This is a genomic window from Stenotrophomonas sp. STEN063, assembly GCF_056854515.1.
Genome location: NZ_JBXFWF010000009.1, coordinates 61,905 through 83,771, shown reverse-complemented (window position 1 = coordinate 83,771; position 21,867 = coordinate 61,905). Strand labels below are relative to the sequence as shown.

Annotated in this window: 15 protein-coding genes; 9 read left to right on the top strand and 6 right to left on the bottom strand. The window is 64.2% G+C overall.

What is annotated here, in order from left to right; translation table 11 throughout:
• Positions 1–212: 212 nt before the first annotated feature.
• Entirely contained in the window at positions 213–2,855 is a 2,643-nt protein-coding gene (locus tag AC1VWL_RS04340) for a hybrid sensor histidine kinase/response regulator (protein ID WP_482985889.1), read from the bottom strand.
• Positions 2,856–3,058: 203 nt separating this feature from the next.
• Between AC1VWL_RS04340 and AC1VWL_RS04335 the strand changes: the two genes are divergently transcribed.
• Both AC1VWL_RS04335 and AC1VWL_RS04330 read left to right on the top strand, forming a co-directional pair.
• On the top strand, positions 3,059–4,369 hold the full coding sequence (locus AC1VWL_RS04335) for a dicarboxylate/amino acid:cation symporter (RefSeq protein WP_482985890.1): 1,311 nt from the start codon (positions 3,059–3,061) through the stop codon (positions 4,367–4,369).
• Positions 4,370–4,603: 234 nt separating this feature from the next.
• The gene (locus AC1VWL_RS04330; RefSeq protein ID WP_482985888.1) at positions 4,604–6,895 is read left to right on the top strand and encodes an NADP-dependent malic enzyme; all 2,292 of its coding nucleotides are present in this window, start codon (positions 4,604–4,606) and stop codon (positions 6,893–6,895) included.
• A 237-nt stretch (positions 6,896–7,132) separates the two neighbouring features.
• Here AC1VWL_RS04330 and AC1VWL_RS04325 read toward each other — a convergent pair whose 3' ends face one another.
• The gene (locus AC1VWL_RS04325; RefSeq protein WP_296251386.1) at positions 7,133–7,498 is read right to left on the bottom strand and encodes a helix-turn-helix transcriptional regulator; all 366 of its coding nucleotides are present in this window, start codon (positions 7,496–7,498) and stop codon (positions 7,133–7,135) included.
• A gap of 399 nt (positions 7,499–7,897) precedes the next feature.
• Here AC1VWL_RS04325 and AC1VWL_RS04320 point away from each other — a divergent pair, with 399 nt between their 5' ends.
• From AC1VWL_RS04320 to AC1VWL_RS04300, 5 genes are all read left to right on the top strand, one after another.
• The gene (locus AC1VWL_RS04320; protein WP_482985887.1) at positions 7,898–9,049 is read left to right on the top strand and encodes an HlyD family secretion protein; all 1,152 of its coding nucleotides are present in this window, start codon (positions 7,898–7,900) and stop codon (positions 9,047–9,049) included.
• Between the two features lie 198 nt (positions 9,050–9,247).
• Positions 9,248–11,992 carry a M16 family metallopeptidase gene (locus tag AC1VWL_RS04315; protein ID WP_482985886.1) on the top strand — a complete coding sequence of 915 codons (2,745 nt, stop codon included), beginning with the start codon at positions 9,248–9,250 and terminating at the stop codon, positions 11,990–11,992.
• A gap of 280 nt (positions 11,993–12,272) precedes the next feature.
• Positions 12,273–12,470 (top strand): zinc-finger domain-containing protein, encoded by a 198-nt coding sequence (locus tag AC1VWL_RS04310; protein WP_282267169.1) that lies wholly within the window; start codon positions 12,273–12,275, stop codon positions 12,468–12,470.
• A gap of 10 nt (positions 12,471–12,480) precedes the next feature.
• Entirely contained in the window at positions 12,481–13,593 is a 1,113-nt protein-coding gene (locus tag AC1VWL_RS04305) for a glycosyltransferase (protein ID WP_482985885.1), read from the top strand.
• Positions 13,574–14,899: an O-antigen ligase family protein gene (locus tag AC1VWL_RS04300; protein ID WP_482985884.1), complete on the top strand. Its 1,326-nt coding sequence runs from the start codon at positions 13,574–13,576 to the stop codon at positions 14,897–14,899. Before AC1VWL_RS04305 ends, AC1VWL_RS04300 begins: the two co-directional genes overlap by 20 nt.
• A gap of 13 nt (positions 14,900–14,912) precedes the next feature.
• Here AC1VWL_RS04300 and AC1VWL_RS04295 read toward each other — a convergent pair whose 3' ends face one another.
• A complete protein-coding gene (locus AC1VWL_RS04295) occupies positions 14,913–15,833 on the bottom strand; it encodes an LpxL/LpxP family Kdo(2)-lipid IV(A) lauroyl/palmitoleoyl acyltransferase (RefSeq protein ID WP_481534447.1) in 921 nt (306 codons plus the stop codon).
• A gap of 257 nt (positions 15,834–16,090) precedes the next feature.
• On the opposite strand from AC1VWL_RS04295, the gene waaA reads away from it, so the two are divergent.
• On the top strand, positions 16,091–17,398 hold the full coding sequence (gene waaA, locus AC1VWL_RS04290; RefSeq protein WP_482985883.1) for a lipid IV(A) 3-deoxy-D-manno-octulosonic acid transferase: 1,308 nt from the start codon (positions 16,091–16,093) through the stop codon (positions 17,396–17,398).
• Positions 17,399–17,805: 407 nt separating this feature from the next.
• Here the strand turns inward: waaA and AC1VWL_RS04285 are convergent, their stop codons facing one another.
• The 3 genes from AC1VWL_RS04285 to AC1VWL_RS04275 form a co-directional block, all read right to left on the bottom strand.
• Positions 17,806–19,164, bottom strand: a complete 1,359-nt coding sequence (locus AC1VWL_RS04285; protein WP_481534445.1) for a TolC family outer membrane protein — start codon at positions 19,162–19,164, stop codon at positions 17,806–17,808.
• 20 nt (positions 19,165–19,184) lie between these two features.
• Positions 19,185–19,832, bottom strand: a complete 648-nt coding sequence (locus AC1VWL_RS04280) for a protein-L-isoaspartate O-methyltransferase family protein (RefSeq protein ID WP_481534444.1) — start codon at positions 19,830–19,832, stop codon at positions 19,185–19,187.
• A 125-nt stretch (positions 19,833–19,957) separates the two neighbouring features.
• Entirely contained in the window at positions 19,958–20,632 is a 675-nt protein-coding gene (locus AC1VWL_RS04275; protein ID WP_482985882.1) for a TetR/AcrR family transcriptional regulator, read from the bottom strand.
• A 106-nt stretch (positions 20,633–20,738) separates the two neighbouring features.
• On the opposite strand from AC1VWL_RS04275, the gene AC1VWL_RS04270 reads away from it, so the two are divergent.
• On the top strand, positions 20,739–21,866 hold the full coding sequence (locus tag AC1VWL_RS04270; protein WP_482985881.1) for an efflux RND transporter periplasmic adaptor subunit: 1,128 nt from the start codon (positions 20,739–20,741) through the stop codon (positions 21,864–21,866).
• Position 21,867 lies beyond the last annotated feature (1 nt).

Sequence of the window (21,867 nt, the reverse complement as noted above, 5' to 3'; positions counted from 1 at the left end):
CCGCCCCCCGCGCCGGCCCGAGCGCCCCGCCCGACCCGCCGCCCGGGCCGGGCCCGCCCCCCCCCCCCCCCTCCCCCGCCCGCCGCCCCCCCGGCACTACAGGTGACGGTTTGTCGGCAATGCTCCAGCCGAGCATGGCTCGGCTCTACAGGTAACGGTTTATCGGTAATGCTCCAGCCGAGCATGGCTCGTCTCTAGCTTGCTGTGCGGCTTCAACTTCCACGCTGATACAGATGTGTCATCAGCGAACGCAATGCTGCGGTTCGCGCCTGTTTGGAGACGAAGCCCCAGTGGCGGTTGCGGGCGAGCTCGCGCAGGTCGGGGTCCTGCTCGGCGGTGAACAGGATCACGCCTGGCTCGCTGCCCCAGCGCTCCACCAGCAGTGGCAACAGGGCGGGGCCGCTGATGTCGCCCATGCGGACGTCCAACAGCAATAGATCAGGGATATTGTCGGCGCGCGTCGCCGCCTGCGCCGCATCGACGCCACCGGCGAACTCGACCTGGCAGCCCCAGCGTTCCAGCAGCAGGCGGGTGGCCAGGCTGATGCGTGGGTCATCGTCGATGCACCAGACCCGGCATCCTGCCAGCAGGGAATCCATCTGCGGCTCCTCCGGCGGGCTTACCGGCAGCGTGCCGCAGCCGACGTCGCCGCGTGGCAGGGTGACCGAGAACACGCTGCCGCGCCCGGGCGTGGAACGCAGGCCGATGCGGTGATCCAGCAGGTGGGCGATGCGATCGACGATGGCAAGGCCAAGGCCGGCGCCGGGCTCTTCGCTGCCGGCGTTGTCGAGCCGACGGAACTCCTCGAAAATCTCCCGCTGGCGTGCTTCCGGTATACCGGTGCCGGTGTCATGTACTTCGATGCGCAGCTGCTCGCCATCGCGGCGACAACCGATCAGAATGCGACCGCTGCGGGTATAGCGCACGGCGTTGGACAGCAGGTTCTGCAGGATCCGTCGTAGCAGGGCCTCGTCGCTGCGCACCACCGCAGTGGTGGTTACATGGTTGACCAGCAGCCCGCGTGCATTTGCCAGAATGCCGAATTCGATGCTCAGTGCTTCCAGTAGTGGTTCCAGCGCGAAGTCGCCGACCCGCTTCTCAAGTGCGCCCGATTCCAGACGCGAGATGTCGAGCAGGCTGGTCAGGATGCCATCCTGCGCGGTCAATGCATTGTCGACGTTGTCCGCGATGTCGCGACTTGCGGCATCGGGCAGGCGGCTGCGCAGCGCCGACAGGAACATGCGCGCGGCATTCAGCGGCTGCAGCAGGTCGTGCACGGCGGCGGCAACCAAACGCGTCTTGGCCTGGTTGGCTTCTTCGGCGTCTCGTTTGGCACCGGCCAGGTCGTGGGTGCGTTCGCTGACCCGCAGGCTGAGTGTGTCGGCCAGTGAACGCAGGTCGCGGGCAGCGTTACGGTAGGCGGTGATATCGGTATAGCTGGTGACGAAGCCGCCATCCGGCAAAGGATTGCCGCGGATCTCGATGACGTTGCCGTCGCCGCTTTCGCGCTCATGCATGTGCGGGGTGGCGGAGCGCAGGTGGTTGAGTCGGCGCTCGATGGCTTCCTCGACCGGGCCGGGGCCGAGCAGGCCACGGCGCGCGTTGTAGTGGAAGACGTCAGCGATCGGACGGCCAACCTGGATCAAACCCGGTGGGAACCGGAACAGCTCGATGTAGCGGCGGTTCCAGGCCACCAGGTTGAGCTGTGCATCGACCACGCAGACACCTTGTGGCAGGTGCTGCAGGCTGGCGCACTCGCCGTAATCGGCTGCATGGGCAGCATGCACGATGCCGTCCTGGGCGGTGCGCAGCTCCAACGCGTGGAGCTCGACCAGTTGTTCGAGCTCGCGTCGGCTGCGCTCGCGCAGGCGTGCCAGCCGTTGCCGCTGCCACAGCCCATAGCCGAGCAGAAGCACGGCAATCAGGCTGGCCATCACCGCACCGGCGAAGGTGCGCGCGCTATTGCTGCTGTTTGCCGTGCTGCGCAGCAGGTGCAGGTTCCAGCGCTGATGCGGCAGCGGCTGCGAGACCCAGATGACCTCACCTGCATCGGGCAGCTTCACCAACTGCTGGTTCGGCCCCAGCCGCTTGCCTGGCGAATGTTGCAGCAGCTGCTTTGGCAGATGGGTGTACTGGCGGGTGCGCAGCAGTTCTTGGCGGACGTCGTCATCCAGTTCCTGCAGGGCGAAATAGCGCCATGGCCGATGGCTGGACAGGAAGATCACGCCATTGCTGTCACTGACGAACACCGTGTCGGTGGTATCCGCCCAGGTCTGCTCCAGTGGTCGCAGGATGACCTTGACCACCACCACGCCGACTGGATTGCCGCTCTCGTCGCGCACCGCCTCGGACAGGAAATAGCCGGGCATGGCGGTGGTGATGCCCTCGGCATAGAAAGTGCCGCTGCCCTCGTGCATCGCCTGGCGGAAATAGGGGCGGAACTGGTAGTCATTGCCGACATTGTTGCTGCGGGGCATGCGCCAGTTGCTGGCGGCCAGGGCCACGCCATTGCGGTCCAGCAGGGTCAGGGTCGAGGTAGCGGCCACGCCATTGACGCGTTCGAGCTTGCGATTCAGGCGGTCCAGCTCGGCACGGCTTATCGTCGTCCGCGCCAGTGCATTGCGTACATCCGGGTCCAGCGCCAGCACCGCCGGCAGCACCCGGTGGCGTTCGATGAGTGCCTGCAGAGCCTCGCCATGCAGGTGCAGCTGGGTTGCCGCCCGTGCAGCATCGCTGGCAAGGCTGCTGCGCTCGAAATGGCGCAGCGCAGCCAGGCTGATCGCAGCGATGGCGAGCGCGGCGGCGAGCGGCAGCAGCCAGCGCATGCGGCGCCGATGTGTAGGAAAGAAGGGCATGGCTGCGATGGTCCGGCAGGGCTGCGGCGAGCGACCATAGGTCTTGTCCGGTTATTGGTGTGATTGGTCCGAAAACGCTGATCCGGCACCGCTGGTGTGCTCCGCAGTAACACCAATGCGTTATCGGCGACGCGCGCTTTGGCGCGTAAAAAACCTCCAGTAGCGAATATCCGAGGTTTCCTGCTGTGCATGCCACTTCCGCCATTGTTGCCAGCCCGCATGCGCGGCTGCCGCTGTATCGCCAGCTTTACGTGCAGGTGCTGGTCGCGATCGCGCTGGGCGTGCTGCTGGGCCATTTCGAGCCGGTGTTCGCCGAGCAGCTGAAGCCGTTGGGTGATGCCTTCATCAAGTTGGTGAAGATGATCATCGCGCCGGTGATCTTCCTGACCATCGTCACCGGCATTGCCGGCATGACCCACCTGCGCAGCGTCGGCCGGGTATTTGCCAAGGCAATGGCCTACTTCATGTTTTTCTCCACCCTGGCGCTGGTGGTCGGCATGGTGGTGGCGCACGTGGTCCAGCCCGGCGCCGGCATGAACATCAATCCGGCTGATCTGGACCAGAGCGCGGTGGATGGATACGTGCAGCGCTCGCACGAGCTGAGCCTGGTTGGCTTCGCTTTGGACATCATTCCCAAGACCCTTGTCAGTCCGTTCGTGGGCGACAACATCCTGCAGGTGCTGTTCGTGGCGGTACTGTTTGGTATCGCCCTGGCCTCGGTCGGCGAGAAAGGGCGGCCGGTATTGGCGCTGCTGGATGCGCTGACCACGCCGGTGTTCAAGTTGGTCCACCTGCTGATGCGAGCCGCACCGATCGGTGCGTTTGGCGCAATCGCCTTCACCATCGGCAAGTACGGCATCGCTTCGCTGGTCAATCTGGCCTGGTTGGTGGGCGCGTTCTACCTGACCTCGCTGCTGTTCGTGGTGGTGATCCTTGGGGCGGTGGCACGCCTTTGCGGGTTCTCGGTAGTCAAGCTGGCCCGCTACCTCAAGGCCGAGCTGTTGCTGGTGCTGGGTACCTCCTCGTCGGAGTCGGCGCTGCCGTCGTTGATGGAGAAAATGGAAAAGGCCGGTTGCAGCAAGTCCGTCGTGGGCCTGGTCGTGCCAACCGGTTACTCGTTCAACCTGGATGGCACCAACATCTATATGACGCTGGCGGCGCTGTTCATCGCTCAAGCGACCAATACCGAGCTGAGCCTGGGCCACCAGATAGCGCTGTTGCTGGTCGCCATGCTCAGCTCCAAGGGCGCGGCCGGGGTCACCGGCGCGGGTTTCATCACCCTGGCGGCCACCTTGGCGGTAGTGCCGGAGGTTCCGGTGGCCGGCATGGCATTGATTCTGGGCGTGGATCGTTTCATGAGTGAATGCCGCTCATTGACCAATTTCATCGGCAATGCCGTGGCAACCGTGGTGGTTTCGCGCTGGGAGGGCGCGCTGGACCGGCAGCGCCTGCGTCTGGTGCTGGACGGTGCAGAGCCGTCGGAGCTGCCTCCGTCCCCCTCGGTCAAGGCCTGAGGTTTACCTGTGTGTGCGTTTTTGCGCGGGGCTCGCCACCGAGCAGGCGGCCCCGCGACTTTTTTGGCGTCCCGAGCTTGTCATGCTCATGGCTGAAACTTGCGTGCACGCAGCGGTGTGGAAGGCTTGGAATTGTGCGGTTGCAGCATGAATGCGACAGCGTAGCGACAGGTCCAACTGCCTTAACGGCGTTATCATCTCCCGTCCTTCTTGCCCATTAGCGCTCACAACTCGATGTCCAACGAAGATTTCAAGCAGGCCGCCCTCGAATATCACCGGATGTCGCCGCCCGGCAAGATCAAGGTGGTGGCTACCAAGCCCATGTTGACCCAGCGTGACCTGTCGCTGGCGTATTCGCCGGGTGTGGCCCATGCCTGCGAAGCGATCATGGAAGACCCGGCCATGGCCAGCGAGATGACCGCACGCGGCAATCTGGTCGGCGTGATCACCAATGGCACCGCGGTGCTGGGCCTGGGCAATATCGGCCCGCTGGCCGGCAAGCCGGTGATGGAAGGCAAGGGTGTGCTGTTCCAGAAGTTCGCCGGCATCGATGTGTTCGACATTGAAGTCAACGAGAACGACCCCGACAAGCTGGTCGAGATCATCGCCTCGCTGGAGCCGACCTTCGGCGGCATCAACCTGGAAGACATCAAGGCACCGGAGTGCTTCATCGTCGAGCGCAAGCTGCGCGAGCGGATGAACATCCCGGTATTCCATGATGACCAGCACGGCACCGCGATCATCGTCGGCGCCGCCGTGCTCAATGCCATGTGCATCACCGGCAAGAAGATCGAAGAGGTCAAGCTGGCCACCACCGGCATGGGCGCGGCGGGTATCTCCTGCGTCAACATGCTGGTTTCGCTGGGTTTGAAGCCGGAAAACATCCTGGCCTATGACCGCGATGGCGTGATCCACACCGGTCGTACCGACCTGGACCCGGAAAAGGCCCGCTACGCCCGCGATACCGACAAGCGCACGCTGGCCGAGATCGTCGACGGCGCAGACATCTTCCTGGGCCTGTCGGCCGGCGGCATCCTCACCAAGGACATGGTCGCCAGCATGGCGCGTGACCCGGTGATCTTCGCCCTGGCCAACCCCTACCCGGAAATCCTGCCGGAAGACGCCAATTCGGTGCGCTCGGACGTGATCATGGGCACCGGCCGTTCGGACTACCCGAACCAGGTCAACAACGCGCTGTGCTTCCCGTACCTGTTCCGCGGTGCGCTGGACGTGGGCGCGACCACCATCAACGAAGAAATGAAGGTTGCCTGCGTGCGCGCGATTGCCGCGCTGGCCCGCAAGGAAGCCTCCGACCTGGGCGCCGCCTACGGCGGTGACGTGCCCAGCTTCGGCCGCGACTACGTGATCCCGCGTCCGTTCGACCGCCGCCTGCTGGTGGAGCTGTCCTCCGCCGTGGCCCAGGCCGCGATGGATTCGGGCGTTGCTACCCGCCCGATCGCCGACATGGGCGCCTACCGCGACAAGCTGGCCCAGTTCGTCTACCGCACCAGCCTGTTCATGAAGCCGGTCTATGACCGTGCGCGCTCGGACAAGCAGCGTGTGGTCTACGCCGAGGGCGAAGAAGAAGTGGTGCTGCAGGCGGTGCAGAACGTGATCGACGAAGGTGTTGCCTTCCCGATCCTGATCGGCCGTCCGGACGTGATCGAGGCCCGCATCGAGCGGCTGGCGCTGCGCATGCGTGCCGGTGTCGATTTCGAAATCACCAACATCAATGACGACCCGCGCTTCAACGAGTACTGGCAGTACTACCACGAGATGACCGGCCGCAAGGGCGTCACCGTGGCTGCCGCCAAGAACCTGATGCGTTCGCGTCCGACCCTTATCGCGGCGGTGATGGTTGCCCGCGGTGAGGCCGATGCGATGTTGTCTGGCCTGGTCGGCCGCTTCCACAAGAAGCTGGGCTATGTGCGCAGCGTGATTCCGCTGGAAGCCAAGGTCAGCTCGACCTCGGCGATGACCGGCGTGATCAACAACCAGGGCGTGTTCTTCTTCGTCGACACGCATGTGCAGGAAGACCCGAGCGTCGAGCAGATCGTCGAGTCGACCCTGCAGGCGGCATATCGCATGAAGCTGTTCGGCATCGAGCCGAAGATCGCGCTGCTGTCGCATTCCAACTTCGGTAGCCACGATTCCAAGGACGCGCTGAAGATGCGTCAGGTACGTGAGGCGCTGCTCAAGCGCAACCCGCGCTTGAATGTGGACGGCGAAATGCAGGGCGACACCGCATGGGATGAAGCACTGCGCGAGAAGCTGCTGCCCAACAGCACGCTCAAGGGCCGTGCCAACCTGTTCGTGCTGCCCAACCTGGAAGCGGCCAACATCGCCTACAACCTGGTGCGCGTGTTCACCAATGGCGTGGCGATCGGCCCGATCCTGATGGGCATGACCAAGCCGGTGCACATCCTCACCAGCAGCGCCAGCTCGCGCCGCGTGCTGAACATGACCGCGATTGCCGCGGTCGATGCGCAGATCCGCAAGCAGATGGAAGCCGACCGCGCGGGTTGATTGCCAACCCGCATGCGTCAAAGCAGAGCCGGCCTTGCGCCGGCTTTGTTTTTGCGGGTGAGCGAGGTCGCTGATCTCTTGTGGGAGCGGCGTCAGCCGCGAAGCAGGTGGCTCATCAGATCGAAAAATCGCCTGATACTTCAACAATGCCAGCTTCGCGGTTTACACAGCTCCCACAAGCAATGGCATGTGTGTCGGACAGGCGGCGCCGATTGAATTCCCGGTCGCCGCCAGGCATCAGAACTGTGGAATCTTCTGTGCCTCCACTATCTGCAATACCAGTTTGCGGGTAGCTGCACGGCAGGACCGATAGGCCAGCAGCAACCTCCGCTCCGATGGATCGTCCACCAGCTCCGCATTCTCACCGGGTAGCGCAGCAGCGACCGCATCCAGTTCACCTCGCCCCGTCGCCAACCATTCAAACGAAACATCCGTCACCAGGGCAATGGTAATCAAACGCATCGTGCTGGGCGATATGCCCGTCGGGCTCTCCCAGTTTCCCACCGCGCTACGGCTTACCTTCAGTTGGCCTGCCAACTCCGCCTGCGTCATCTTCATCTTTCTCCGCGCTTTGCGGATGCGGATTCCCAGATGGTCATGCATAAATTTCTCCTCGAGCGTTGACCATGAGAGCCGACCAAAAGCCTAAGCCATTGCGAGCTTGCGCAGTCGGCAAAGACTTATTGTCAATGTTCATTACGTCCGTGGATTATCGGAACGAAACTCGTCATCGATATTGACGACTTTTGCCAATGTAAATTGCATCGCCCGCTGGCGCGGCGCGATGTCGTTAGGCTGCTGCGCTGGCGCTGATTGATGGTGGTTAGTCGTTGGTATAACGCTGACAGATTGATTGGTTTATTTCCTAAGTGTTGAGCCGTTGGTGCAGGCGTGGCGCAAACCGAACCGAATGAAAAACTGCAGGCTGTCGATCATCGCTGGTGGTCATGGATGGAATTCAAGCGGCCCGCAAAACTGTGCCTGTATTCAGCGGGTACATCCGTGCTGTTGGCTGTCGCGGCGATGACGTTTGCCATCCGCGGTGGCAATGAGGACGCAGTGGTGGTTGGCCGGCTGGTGCCGGTACAGGGAATGGCTACGGTGTTGGCGCCGACGGGAGGGGTTGTGCGCTGGCTGGATGCTGACGACGGCAAACGTGTGGTCGAAGGCGATACGTTGGCGTTGGTTGCTGCACCACGCGCGATGCCGGAACTGGGTGACGCCAACCTGGCGCTTGAGCATGGCCTGCAGCAGAAAGAGCAAAGTTTCGTGCTGGCACGCGATGCGTTCAAGGAGCAGTTGGCGGCGCAGGCAACAGGCCTGCATGAGCAGATGCAGGCAGCCCGTGCCGAGGCGCAGCAGATCGCACTTGAGGTGGCTACGCGGCGGGAGCAGATACGGCTCGCCGGCGATGTGTTGACCCGACGCCGGGAATTCGAAGCGGCATCCCCCGCGGGCCTTGCCGCCGCCGAGCAGCAGGAGGCGCTGCTGCTGGAGTACACAGTGCAGTTGCAGGCGTTACGCCGGCAGCAAGCCACCACGCAGCGTCTGATCGCGCAGCTGAAGCAAGCCATGCAGGAGTTGCCTGGGCGGCAGAAGGCCAATGACGCCACCTACGCGGAACATCTGGCGCAGTTGCGCCTGGATCAGGTTGAGAACGAAGCCAGTGCTGCGTTGCTGGTGAAAGCACCGGTAGATGGTGTCGTGGTTGCACGGATGGTCAAGCCGGGGCAATCGGTGCAGCCAGGCCAGCCGCTGCTCAGCCTGCTGCCCGGCGATGGTCGGCTCGAGGCCGAGTTGATGGTGCCGGGGCGTGCGATCGGGGCAATGGCACCTGGTGATCGGGTAGTGTTGCGCTATCAGGCATTTCCGCACCAGAAGTTCGGCACGCAGCAGGGCACCATCGCGCACATCAGTCGGACGGCGGTTGACAGTGAGGAGGCCAGTTCCGCGGTGGAGCTGCCCGCAATGAAGGAGGCCTTCTATCGCGTGACCGTCGAGTTGGCCAACCAGGCGATCGTGGCCCATGGCCGCTTGGAGCCCCTCAAGCCGGGCATGATGCTGCATGCGCAGGTTACCGGCGAGCGGGAACCGTTGAGTGATCGTTTGCTGCAGCCCATGTATTCGTTCGGGGGCTGGTTGGGCGGGCGCTGATGGCTGGTGGTTGCACTGATTGCGGAGTCGTCCCGATTGGATGCATGCAGATGCCGGGTTCTCTGGTATGGCGTCACAGTATCGTCGGGTTTTGCGATGATTGGCGCTGGGGCCTGGCCGCATTCGACGCAACGTCGGGAGCACCACGCGTATGGGTTTGTGCGTTGATCGAGTATTGATGAGGACTGGATTCCGATGATGAAGCTTCCGTGTACTGGCTTGGCTATGGCGCTTTGCTTGGTATTGATGCCAGTGGCGCAGGCAAAGCCGGTCGTGGCGACGGTGCCCGCCAGTGTGCAGGCCGGCCCCTGCGTCGAGGGTGTGTGTGAGTACCGTTTGCAGAATGGCCTGCGCGTGCTGTTGTTTGCCGATGCCAGCAAGCCAACCGTTACCGTCAATCTGGTCTACGGCGTTGGCTCGCTGCATGAAAACTACGGCGAGACCGGCATGGCGCATCTGCTTGAGCACCTGATGTTCAAGGGCACGCCCAGGCACCCGGATATCCCGGCGGAAATGCAGAGGCGCGGGATCAGCAAGAACGCGACGACCTCATTGGATCGCACCAATTACTTCGCTTCGTTCCCGGCCAATGCCGACACCCTGGATTGGGTGCTGGGGATGGAGGCCGACCGCATGCTCAATGCCAAGGTGGCCAAGTCCGACCTGGACAGCGAGATGACGGTTGTCCGCAATGAAATGGAAGCAGGCGACAACAGCCCGATCGGCGTGCTGATGAAGCGCATGCGCTCGGTGGCTTTTGATTGGCACAACTACGCCAACATGCCGATTGGCGCGCGCTCGGACGTGGAAAACGTACCGATCGAGAACCTGCAGGCGTTCTACCGCACCTGGTACCAACCGGACAATGCCTTGTTGATCGTCGCTGGCCGCATCGACAACGAGCAGGTGCTGGCACGGGTTGCCGCGCATTTCGCACCGCTGAAGAAGCCCACGCGGACCAAGCCCACGTTCCACACCGTTGAACCGGTGCAGGACGGTGAGCGTGAAGTCAGCGTGCGGCGCAGCAGCGATCTGTCGCTGATTGCCGCCAGCTATCACGTGCCAGCGTTGGCCCAGGCCGACAGCGCGCCACTGGCGGTGCTGGGGAATGTGTTGGGGGACAACCCCAATGGCCGTCTTTACAAGGCGATGATGGAAACCAAGTTGGCGGCCTTTGCCGGCGCCAGCAGCGAAACCCTGCATGATCCGGGTTTGTTCACCCTGGTGTCGGTGCTGCCCAAGGATGGCGACCCGGGCAAGGTGGAGGCCGAGTTGCTGAAACAGGCGGAGGCCATCGGCTCGGCGCCGGTCACCGACGCGGAAGTGACTGCCGCCAAGCAGCGTATCGGCAATGCCATCGACAAGCGCGCCAGCGACGTCAACGCGATGGCGATGGCCTTGTCCGAATACCAGGCCGCCGGCGATTGGCGCTTGCTGTTCGTGCAGCGCGATGCCATCGAAGGGGTGACTGCTGCCGACGTGAATCGTGTTGCAGCGGCGTATCTGAAGCCGCAGAACCGAACGCTCGGCCGCTTTGTACCTACCGCTGCGCCGGATCGTGCGGTGATTCCCGCGGCACCGGCAGTAGCAAGCCTGGTGGAGGGCTACAAGGGCCGTGCCGCCGTCAGCGCCGGTGAGGCCTTCGACCCCAGTGTCGAGAACATCGCCGCGCGTACAGAGAGTTTTGTCATCGGCGATGGCCTGCGGGTTTCATTGCTGCCCAAGCGCAATCGTGGGCAGACGGTGGTGTTGACCGCCACCTTCCGCTTCGCCGACGAGCAGCTCATTACCGGGCACGGCGAGGCCGGTAGCTGGGTCGGACCGATGTTGATGGCGGGCAGCACGCGCCTGGATCGCGGCCAGATCGCGGCCCGCTTTGATGCACTCAACACCCAGGCGCAGGTGAGTGGCGGTATGCAAAGTGCCAGCATCGGCCTGAACGGCAAGCGCGAAAGCCTGGTCGAGGCGCTGCGGCTGGCGGCCGATGTATTGCGGCACCCGGCCTTCCCGCCGGCCGAGTTCGAACAGCTGCGGCTGCAGGCGATCACCGGGCTGGAGTTCCAGCGCAAGGAGCCGGGAACCCAGGCATCGCTGGCCTTGAGCCAGTATTTCGATCCGTGGCCGGTTGGGCACCCGCTGCACGTGCAATCGATCGACGAGTCACTGGCCCGATTGAAGGCGCTCAAGCTGGAGGACGTACGCGCCTATCATCAGGCCTTCTACGGCACTGCGGAAGGTGAGATCGCGGTGGTTGGCGATTTCGATCCAGTGGCATTGAAAGCCGAGTTGCAGGCCTTGTTCGCGGACTGGAAGTCGCCCAAACCCTATGCGCCGATCAGCACCCACTACCGGGATGTCGCGGCCACGCATGAACGCTTCGTCACTCCTGACAAGCCCAATGCGGTACTGCTGGCGCGGCAGAACATCTCGATCAACCTGGCCGATGCGGACTTCCCGGCGCTGAACATCGCCGTCGCTATCCTCGGTGGTGACCCGCTCAAGGCGCGGCTGGGCGATCGCATCCGCCAGAAGGATGGCCTCAGTTACAACGTCGGTGCCGGGCTGAGTGCCGACGAAAGTCGCGTGGGTCGTGATGACAACGGCAGCCTGAGCATCCAGGCCATCGCCGCGCCGGAGAACATGGGCAAGCTGGAGGCCGCGCTGCGTGAGGAGCTGGCCCGCTTGGTCGCCGATGGCATCACCGTGGAGGAACTGCGCAGCGCGGTGGCCGAGAAGAAGGTGGCACGTGAGCAGTCACGGGCGGCCGATGGCGCCATCGCCGGGCTGTTGAGCAGCCATCTGTACTACGGCCGTGACATGACGTTTGAAGCACAGCGCGATGCCGCCTATCAGGCATTGACGGTGGAACAGGTCAACGCCGCCATCCGCAAACACCTCAAGCCGGAGCGGCTGAGCGTGTTTGTCGCCGGGGACTTCAAGTAACGACGGCGTCCGGCAAGCAGGCAAGGGGCGGTCGGCGGCCGCCCCGTTGCTGACTGCCATCGCTGGCGCCGGGCGTTGGCCGCGGCCTCCGCGGCGGTTCTGGCCGGCAGGACTACTGCCCGCTCGGCGCAGAGTGAAGCAGGGGCGGGGCAGGGCGGCACTGCCCCGCTTGTGGCGGGGGGCGCTGGCCGGTTTTTTGGCATCCACGCTGCTTCCAGGCGGCCGCATCGGCCCGGCGCTGCTAGAATTGCGCGGCCCCGTTTTTTTTGTGAATGACGCCATGAGCCATACCGCCACCGCGCCCGCCAACGCCGAGAAGCGTTATACCGTGCACCGCGCTGACCTGCCGCTGAGCTGCCCGACGCCGGAAATGGCGCTGTGGAACTCGCACCCGCGGGTTTACCTGCCGATCGAGAACGAACCCAATGGCGAGGCTGCCTGCCCGTATTGCGGTTCGGTATTCGTACTGGCCGACTGATCGCTGACCGATGCGCCGTTTGACGGTGGTGCAGTTGCTGCCGGCGCTGCATTCCGGCGGCGTCGAGCGTTCCACTCTGGAAATTGCAGCGGCACTGGTGGCTGCCGGCCACCGGGCCATTGTCGTGTCTGCGGGTGGCCGCCTGGTGCAACCGCTGCTGGACTGCGGTGCCGAGCACCTGACCCTGGACATCGGCCGCAAGTCGCTGCTCACCCTGCGTCACGTGGCATCGCTGCGGCGCCTGTTCAGTGAAACCGGCGCCGACATCGTGCACGCCCGTTCGCGCTTGCCGGCCTGGCTGGGCTGGTATGCGTTGCGAGGGATGCCAGCCAGCCAGCGTCCGCACTGGATGACCACCATGCACGGGCTGAACTCGCCCGGGCGTTACAGCGGCATCATGGCCAGCGGCGAGCGGGTCATCTGTGTATCGCAGACCGTGCGTGACTATCTGCTTGAACATTATCGAGATGCCGATCCGGCCAAACTGCGGGTGATACCGCGTGGTGTGGACGTGGCCCAGTTCCCGCGCGTGGAGCGCAGCGACCGTCGACCGCGCCTGGCCGTGGCCGCGCAGCATCCGCAGCTGGGCACGCAGGCGCCGTTGTTGTTGTTGCCCGGGCGCGGCACCCGCCTCAAGGGCCATGCGCATGCCTTGCAGCTGTTGGCAGCCTTGCAACGCGAAGGCCAACCGGCAATGTTGTGGATGCCCGGTGTCCGCGAGCCCGGACGTGAAGCCTATGTGCGCGAGCTGGAACAGTTGGCGCAGACGCTGGGTGTAGCTGCTCAAGTCGTTCTGAGTGAACCCACCAACCGTATTGCCGAGGCTTACGCCGCCAGCGATCTGGTTCTGCAGTTGTCGGACAAGCCGGAGGCATTCGGCCGCACTGTGCTGGAAGCGCTGTCGGTAGGTCGTCCGGTGGTGGGCTGGAACCATGGCGGCGTGGGTGAGTTGCTCAACCAGCTGCAGCCGTCCGGCGCTGTCCAACACGGTGACCTGCGGCAGCTGACGCAAGGCGTGCTGCAACTGCTGCAGAACCCACCGTCGCTTCCGCGACGGATTCCCTATACGTTGCAGTCCATGCAGCGCGCGACCCTGGATGTCTATGCAGAACTTGGTAACTGATCGGCCTAATGCAGTGGCACCGCGTCAGCCGGGCTGGTGGGCGCCGATCTGGGTCATCACTTACGTCGCCCTGTTGCCGTTGCCGGGTATCGCCGAGTCGGTGCTGGTGTTGGGGGCCTTGTTCACCGTGCTGCGCTTGCTTTTGCTGCGGCTGAAAGAAGGCGACGGCATCCGCAGCCTGTTGGGCGTACCAGCCTTGGCACTCACCAGCGTGCTGTTCTGTGCGTACTGGTTGCCGCAGCTTGGCTCGGCGATAGGCGCCGAGGACCCGGGTAAAGTCTGGGGCAAGGTTGCCGCAGGGCTGCGCTACCTGCCTTTCATGTGGCTGGTGGCCATCGCAGTAGGTACCAACCAGCGGCGCCGCACCGCCTTTACCGGCCTGGCGGTGGTCACCGGGTTGTGGACGCTCGATGCCTTGCTGCAGGCTGCACTGGGGACCAGTCCCTTGTTCTGGGGCCTGGATCAGCTCAAGTGGCTGAGTAGCGGGCACGGCCTGTGCACCGTGCAGGAGATTGCCGCGGCTGATCGCCTGCCCGGCGTCTTCGGGCCGTGCAATCTGAAATTCGGCCAGGTGCTGGCCAGCCTGTCACCGCTCCTGCTGTTCGTTGTCGGCGCACGTTTTGGACGGTGGGGCTGGTTGCTGAGCGCCGCCGCGGTCGGCGTGGTGCTGGTGCTTGCTGGTTCGCGGGCTTCACTGATTACCTATGCGCTGGTCCTGCTGATCTCTGGTTGGCGCTTGTTGGGCGCCAAGTGGATGCTGCTGGTGATGCTGGCTGGCGTTGTCGGCATAGGCGCATTGACGGCCGGCTCGGCTCAGGTGCGTGAGCGCTTTGCGCGTACCGCGATGGCGTTCAGCGGCGGCGCCAGCGGGGTCAATGAGGCGCTGTCCGGTCGCAGTCAGATCTGGTCGGCGGCGCTGTGCATGGTGCGCGAGCACCCGATAAACGGTGTCGGTGCTCGTGGTTTCCGCGATGCCTATCCGGGCTGCAACCCATACCCTAAGCAGAAACCGGTATGGGGCGAAGGCCCGGCCCTGCATGCCCACCAGATCCTGCTGGAGATCCTTGCCGAGACCGGTGTGCTTGGATTGTTGCTGTGGATCGCCGGTGCGGCAATGGCGCTGCGTGCCTGGATCTATTCCGGAGCACAGGCGCGTGATCGGGCGCGTCCGGCCGCGCTGGCCTTGGCGGTGACGGTGTTCCCGCTCAATACCCACTTGGCGTTCTACTCCGCCTTCTGGGGTGGGCTGACGGTATTGCTGGCGGCACTGTATGCCGGCGCCTTGCTGGCCGAGCAAGGCGACTGAAGCTGCAGCCGCTTCAGTCGTAGAAGTGGCTGCGGCCTTCGGGCTGGCGCTTGAAGCGGCGGTGGATCCACAGGTATTGGGTCGGGGCTTCGCGCACCATCTGTTCGATGGCGGCGTTGACCTGTGCGGTGTCGGCAACCGGGTCGTCGGTGGGGAAGTCGGGCAGGGGCGGCGCGATCTTCAGCACGTAGCGGCTGCCTTCGCGCCGATGGAAGTAGGGGACCACGGCACAGCCGGTCATCCGCGCGAACTGGTGGGTGGCGGTGATGGTGGAGGCCTGCATGCCGAAGAACGGCACGAAGACCGAGTCCTTGCCGCGCATGTCCTGATCCGGCGCGTACCACAGAAAACCGCCTTTCTTCAGGTGACGAACGGTGGCGCGGATGTCTTCGTTGGCGAACATCGCGCAGGCGTATTTCAGCCGGCCGCTCTTCACCGCCCATTCCATCACCGGGTTGCGGTACTTGCGGTACATGCCGGCCAGCGGCACGTGATCACAGAGCAGGCGGCCGCACATTTCCAGGGTCATGAAATGGCCTGATACCAGCAGCACGCCGCGCCCTTCGGCCTGCAGTGCCTTGAGATGCTCCAGCCCTTCCCATTGCACCTGCGGGCGGATCACGTCGATCTTGCCCCACCAGGCACGGGCAAATTCAAATATGCCCACGCCGAGTGCGTCGAAGCTGTCACGCAGCAGCCGCTGCCGCCAGGCCTCGTCCTGCTCCGGGAAACACAGCCTGAGGTTGACCTCGGCGGCATGGCGGCGGCTGCGAGCCAGGTGCAGGGCCAGCCAGCCGATGCCGCGGCCCAGGGCACGTTGCAGTATCCACGGCAGGCGCGCGGCGATGAAGGCGATGCCTAGCCAGGCAAAGGTGGGCCAGTGACGTGGCTGCAGCAGCGAAGGCCGGGTGGCGGTAGTGGGTGAATCGGACATGGGTCGATTCTAAGCCACGGGGATGATGGCGGGCGTGGATGGAGTTTGCTGGAGTGGGTGGGGAGGGTGCGGAGTGGGCGAAGGCGAGAAGCAACGGCACCCCCTCCCCGGTCCTCCCCTGCGCTTTGCGCAAGGGAGGAGGCGAAAAGCAACGGCACCCCTCCTCAGTCCTCCCCTGCGCTGTGCGCAAGGGAGGAGGCGAGGCGAGGCGGGTCTTCGTCTCGCGTAATTCCGGCGTTCTCCCGTATCCTTCGCCGATGCGTAAGGATCCGATCGAGCTACTGCTGCGCGGCGTTTATTCCGCCGTGCTCTATCTGTTGCTGCCCATCACCGTCTATCACCTGGTGTGGCGCGGGTTTCGCGTGCGCGAATATTTCCGTCGCTGGGACGAGCGTTACGCCTCGTACCCGGACAGTGGCAGCCAGCCGCGGGTGTGGTTGCACGCGGTGTCGGTGGGCGAGGTCAATGCGGCAGCGCCGCTGGTCAATGCCCTGCGCGCGCAGCGTCCGGATATCCGTTGGATCATCACCACCATCACCCCGACCGGCTCGCAGCGGGTGCGCGCGTTGTGGGGTGATGCGGTCGATCATGTGTATCTGCCCTATGACGTGCCCGGCAGCGTCAGTCGCTTCCTCGAACACTTCCAGCCCAGCCTGGCGCTGATCCTGGAGACGGAGCTGTGGCCGAACATGTTGTTCGGATGCCGTGATCGTGAGATCCCGGTGTACATCCTCAATGCGCGCCTGTCGGCGCGTTCGTTGAAGGGTTATCGCGTGCTCAAGGCACTGGTTGGGCGCGCGCTGCGCACGGTGACCTGCGTCGCCGCACAGTCGCAGGCCGACGCCGAACGTTTCGTCGAGCTCGGCGCATTGCCCGAACAGGTGCAAGCCCTCGGCAATCTGAAATTTGATATTCATCCGCCAGATCCGACGGCGGTGCTGCAGGCATTCCACCAGCACGTGGCGACCAAGCGACCGATATGGATCGCCGCCAGTACCCACGAAGGTGAAGAGCAGGCGGTGATCGAGATCCATGCACGCTTGTTGAAGCAGCATCCTGATGCCTTGCTGCTTTGGGCGCCGCGTCACCCCGAGCGCTTTGCCAAGGTCGAGGCATTGGCGCGCGAGCCGGGCTGGCGTGTGGCTACGCGCAAGGCGCAGCAATGGCCGGGTGCCGATGCGCAGGTATTCGTGATCGATACCCTGGGTGAGCTGATGGCGTTCTATGCCTGTGCGCAGGTGGCATTCGTCGGTGGCAGCCTGCAGGCCATTGGCGGCCACAATCTGCTGGAACCGGCGGCAATGGGTACGGCCGCGGTTACCGGCCCGCACCTGCATAACTTCGCCGAGATCTCGCGGCGGATGGATGAGGCTGGAGCGCTGTGCATCTGTGCTGGTGCGGCGGAAGTGGGTGCAGCGGTGTCGCGTCTATTGCAGGACGAGGCCGAGCGCGAGCGCATGGTGCAGGCCGGACGTGCACTGGTCGCCAATGGCCGTGGCGCGCTGGAGCATACGATTGCGTTGATCACACCGCAGTTGCCACCGGCGAGTGAGCCTGCGTCGTAGCCCTTTACCCGCTGCCATGGCGGTGATTGTCTGTGGGAGCGGCGTAAGCCGCGAAGCTGGTCTGGCTGAAGCCTCGGGCTTCTGTGCCATCTGATGATGTTTCGGCTTCGCGGCTTACGCCGCTCCCACAAAAGAAAGAAAAGCGATGCCGCTTGCGTAGCCCGGCTAAGCGCAGTGCACCCGGGGTATGCCGGGTTTGTTGTAGGAGCGGCGTAAGCCGCGAAGCTGACGGTGTTCGAAGTCTTGTCGCCAATGCGGGCTGATGCTGTGCGTGCTTCGCGGCTTACACCGCTCCTACAAAAGAAAGAGAAGCGAAGCCGATCGGGTGAAGGCGATCGCGAGCAGTGTTCCAGAAACAAGAAAGGCGGGCCGAGGCCCGCCTTTCTGTATTGCGCTTCTGCGCGGCGTTACTGCACGTTGTTCGGCTGCAGCTTGGAAGCGGCATCCACCGTCAGCAGGCGGTTGATGTCCTGGACCTCATTGATTTCCAGATCACCGATGGCCTGGCTCAACTGCAGGCGGGCCAGCAGGAAGTTGTAACGGGACTGAGCGTAGTCCACCTGGGCCTGGAACAGGGTGCGCTGGTTCTGCACCACGTCCAGCACGGTACGGGTGCCGACTTCCAGGCCGACCTGCGAGGCGTCGTAGGCGCTTTGTGCCGAGACTACGGTCAGGCGACGCGCTTCCACTTCACTGATACCAGCCACCAGCGCTTGGTAGGCATTGCGGGTATTGCGGTCCAGGGCGCGCTTCTGCTGCTCGAAGGTGTCCTGGGCGATATCGCGACGGGCCAGCGCCTGGCGCACGCCGGACTGGGTGGCACCACCGGCGAAGATCGGCACATTCAGGGTCAGGCCGATCGAGTTGGTGGTGGCATCCGGAGCAGCAGTGCCGCTGCCGGTGGTGTCGCCCCAACGCGCACTCTTGCCCCAGCTGCCGCCCAACGACAAGGTCGGGTAGTGGCCGCCACGGGCGGAGGAGACGTTGGACTCGGCGGCGCTGACCTGCAGCTCCTGCGCCTTCAGCGCCGGGTTGCGCGAGACCGCATCGGCGACCAGTTGGTCGACGTTGCCGCGGTTGGCCGGCAGTTCCGGGCGGAAGTCGACCGGCAGGCCGCGCACGTCGCGCACCGGCTGGCCGGTCAGCTCGGTCAGCGCCTGGTAGGCGTCTTCCAGTGCATTGCGGGCAAGGATGGTGTTGGCGCGGGCCTGGTCGTACTGGGCACGGGCTTCGTGCATGTCGGTGATCGGTGCCAGGCCTACTTCCAGGCGCTTGTCGGCGTAGTCGAACTGCTTCTTGGCAGCGGCTTCGTTGGTCTCGGCGGCAGTCAGCGATTCAATGCCGACCAGCACGTTGAAGTAGGTGGTCGCGGTACGCACCACCAGTTCATCATTTGCCGATTCCAGGGTGAAGTCGGCGGCTTTGCTGACGTCGCGCTGCGCGCGCAGGTTGGCGAACTGGCTCCAGTTGAACAGGGTCTGGCTGCCGTTGATGCCGTAGCTGCGGGTCTTGGAGGTGGAGCTGCCGCTGATGTCGTCGTAGTTGGTGCGGGTACGGTTCAAGGAAGCCTCGCCGCCGATCTGCGGCAGCAACGCGGCACGTGCCTGTACCGCGCCTTCCTTGTCGAACAGGCGGGTGGACTCGGCCGCAGCCAGCTGCGTGTCACCGTTGCGGGCCATTTCGTAGACCTGCAACAGGTCGGCGGCATGGGAAGTCAGCGGAGTGAGGGCGACTGCCAGCGCAAGGGTGAGGGATCGGCGGATCATTGCGGCTTCCTTGGACGGTTTTAGAGTTGGAATTGCGGTGCGGGCGCAGCGCCCTGCAGATAATCAAGATCGGTTTCGAACAGCGAGGCGGTGCTGCCATCGGCCTGGACCAGCACCGCTTCCATCACCGGCGAGACGCCGCGGATGGCAAACAGGCGGCCGCCGCTGCGCAGCAGCTTCAGCAGTTCCACCGGAATGGTTTCTACCGCACCGGTGATGCAGATGGCGTCGAACTGACGCTGGCTCTGCCAATTCAGGCCATCGGCCACTTCAATGCGGACATTGCTGCCGAGCTTGGCGGCGTCCAGGTTCTGGCGGGCACGCTCGGCCAGTTCGGGCTGGATTTCCAGGCTCAGCACTTCGCGGGCCAGCTGGCCCATGCAGGCGCTCAGGAAGCCGCTGCCGGTGCCGATTTCCAGCACTTCGTCGGTCGGCTGCAGATCCAGCGCCTGCAAGGTCCGGCCTTCGATGACCGGCTTCATCATCTTCTGGCCGTGACCCAGCGGCAGCTCGATATCGGCATAGGCCAGGGCGCGGTGCGATTCAGCGACGAAGGCTTCACGCGGCAGGCGGGCCAGTACGTCCAGCACGCGGACCTCCAGCACATCCCAGGGCCGGATCTGCTGTTCAACCATCATTTCGCGGACGTGGGAGTAATCGATCGTCATGGGAAGCTCATCATTCCAGCGCAGTGGGCCGGCCATTTTACCGGTTACCAGACACAAAGTACGGGTCCAACATTGCGGCGAGGGCCGCGTTGGACGCAGTGCCGGAAGTCATTCGCACCTCCGGTTCATTCAGCTTGCGGGCGCGGACCGTAGGCGCGCAGGAAAAAATCAACGCTGGCGGCAATATGCACGTCCACATTGAGCTGGTCCGGGGCGGTGCACAGGCCACACATCATATGTGCGTGGACCTCGCCCTTGATCAGGCAGAAGAACTGCCGGGATGCCAGGGGCAGGTCGTCGATGTCCAGCTGGCCACGGGCAACACGGGCGCCGAGGAACTCGGTGAGCGCGGATTCGGTACGGGCTGGGCCGGCCTGCCAGAACATCTGCCGGACCCGGTCATCGGTATCCGGAGTCATCATCATGCGCTGGGTGGCGATGGCCGCGTCACTGCTTATCAGGGCAAAAAACGCGTGGCCGATGCCCTGCAGCTGGCCGCGCAGCGGTGCCTCGTTGTCGGTGACAAACAGCTCATCGGGCATCATTTCCACGCACTTGGCCTGGATCGCCTCGCTGAACAAGGTGTCCTTGTCGCCAAAATGGCTGTAGACCGTCAGCTTGGAAACACTGGCGCGGGCGGCAATCTCGTCCATGCTGACGCCGTTGAAACCCTGCTCGATGAACAACTCCTTGGCGGCGTCCAGGATGGCCGCACGCTTGCCCAGGTCCTTGGGGCGACCCGGACCGGAACTGCGTTGCGCCGACGTGGCGGGCGCTGGGGAGGGTTTTTTCGGAGACATCCGGTAATACTAGACCAGCTGGTTCGATATTTATACTATACCGATGCGTTTAGTAATGGCGGTGAAACCCCGTCCCCTCTTCCCCCTTGCGTCAGCGACCTTATTTATGACCCACCTTCGATGGATTGGCTGTTGCCTGCTGTTGCCCTTGCTTGCTGCCTGCGGCAAGCCCGAATCCGTGCCTGTGCATGCTGTACCCGTGTTGGTGGAGCACCCGGCCGGCAATGGCGGGGTGGCGGTCGGCGCCTATCCGGGGGAGGTACGTGCGCGCGAGGAAACCGCGCTGTCCTTCCGCGTCGGCGGCAAGCTGCTGCGGCGTGAGGTGGATGCCGGCCAGCGGGTCAGCAAGGGACAGTTGCTGGCCGAACTGGATGTTGCCGACTACAACCTGCAGGCACGTGCGGCGCAGGCACAGTTCGCTGCCGCCGACGCTGACCTGGTGCGTGCCCGCGACGAGCACCGGCGCTACCAGACGCTGGCCAGCCAGCAACTGGTCAGCCAGTCGGCGCTGGATGCGCAGACCGCGGCCTTGAAGGCGGCGCAGGGCCAGGCCGATGCGGCGCGGGCCAACCTCGATGTTGCGCGCAACCAGTCCGGCTACGCCCAGCTGCATGCACCGGAAGGCGGCATGATCGCCAGCCGCGAGGCCGAGGCCGGGCAGGTGGTTGCCGCCGGCCAGACCATTTACACGATGGCCGCCGACGGCGCACGCGAAGTCGCCATTGCATTGCCGGAAAGTGCGATCCGCGACTTCAGCGTTGGCCAGGCGGTCGAGGTCGAGTTGTGGAACCAGGAAGGCAAGCGTCTGTCGGGCAGCATCCGCGAGATCGCCGCCGCTGCCGATCCGCAGGCGCGTACCTATGCCGCGCGGGTCAGTCTGGCTGCCGATGCATTGGATACGGTTGAACTGGGCCAGAGCGCGCGGGTGTTCATCGCCCACGGCAAGCAAGGCGTGATGAGCGTGCCGCTGGCCGCGGTGCAGGCGGGCAAGCAGCCGCAGCAGGCCAGCGTGTGGGTGGTGAACCCGGCCGATGGCAAGCTGCAGGCGCGTACGGTGACGCTGGGTGCCTACGGCCCGGAAAGCGTTCCGGTGTTGGCGGGCTTGAAGGCCGAGGATTGGGTGGTTGCCGCCGGTGGCCATCTGCTGCGTGAAGGTCAGCAGGTGACTGCGGTGGACAGGAGTAACAGGCCGGTACTTGCGCCTGCCGCCGCATCCGCAAAGAAAGGGGAGTGAG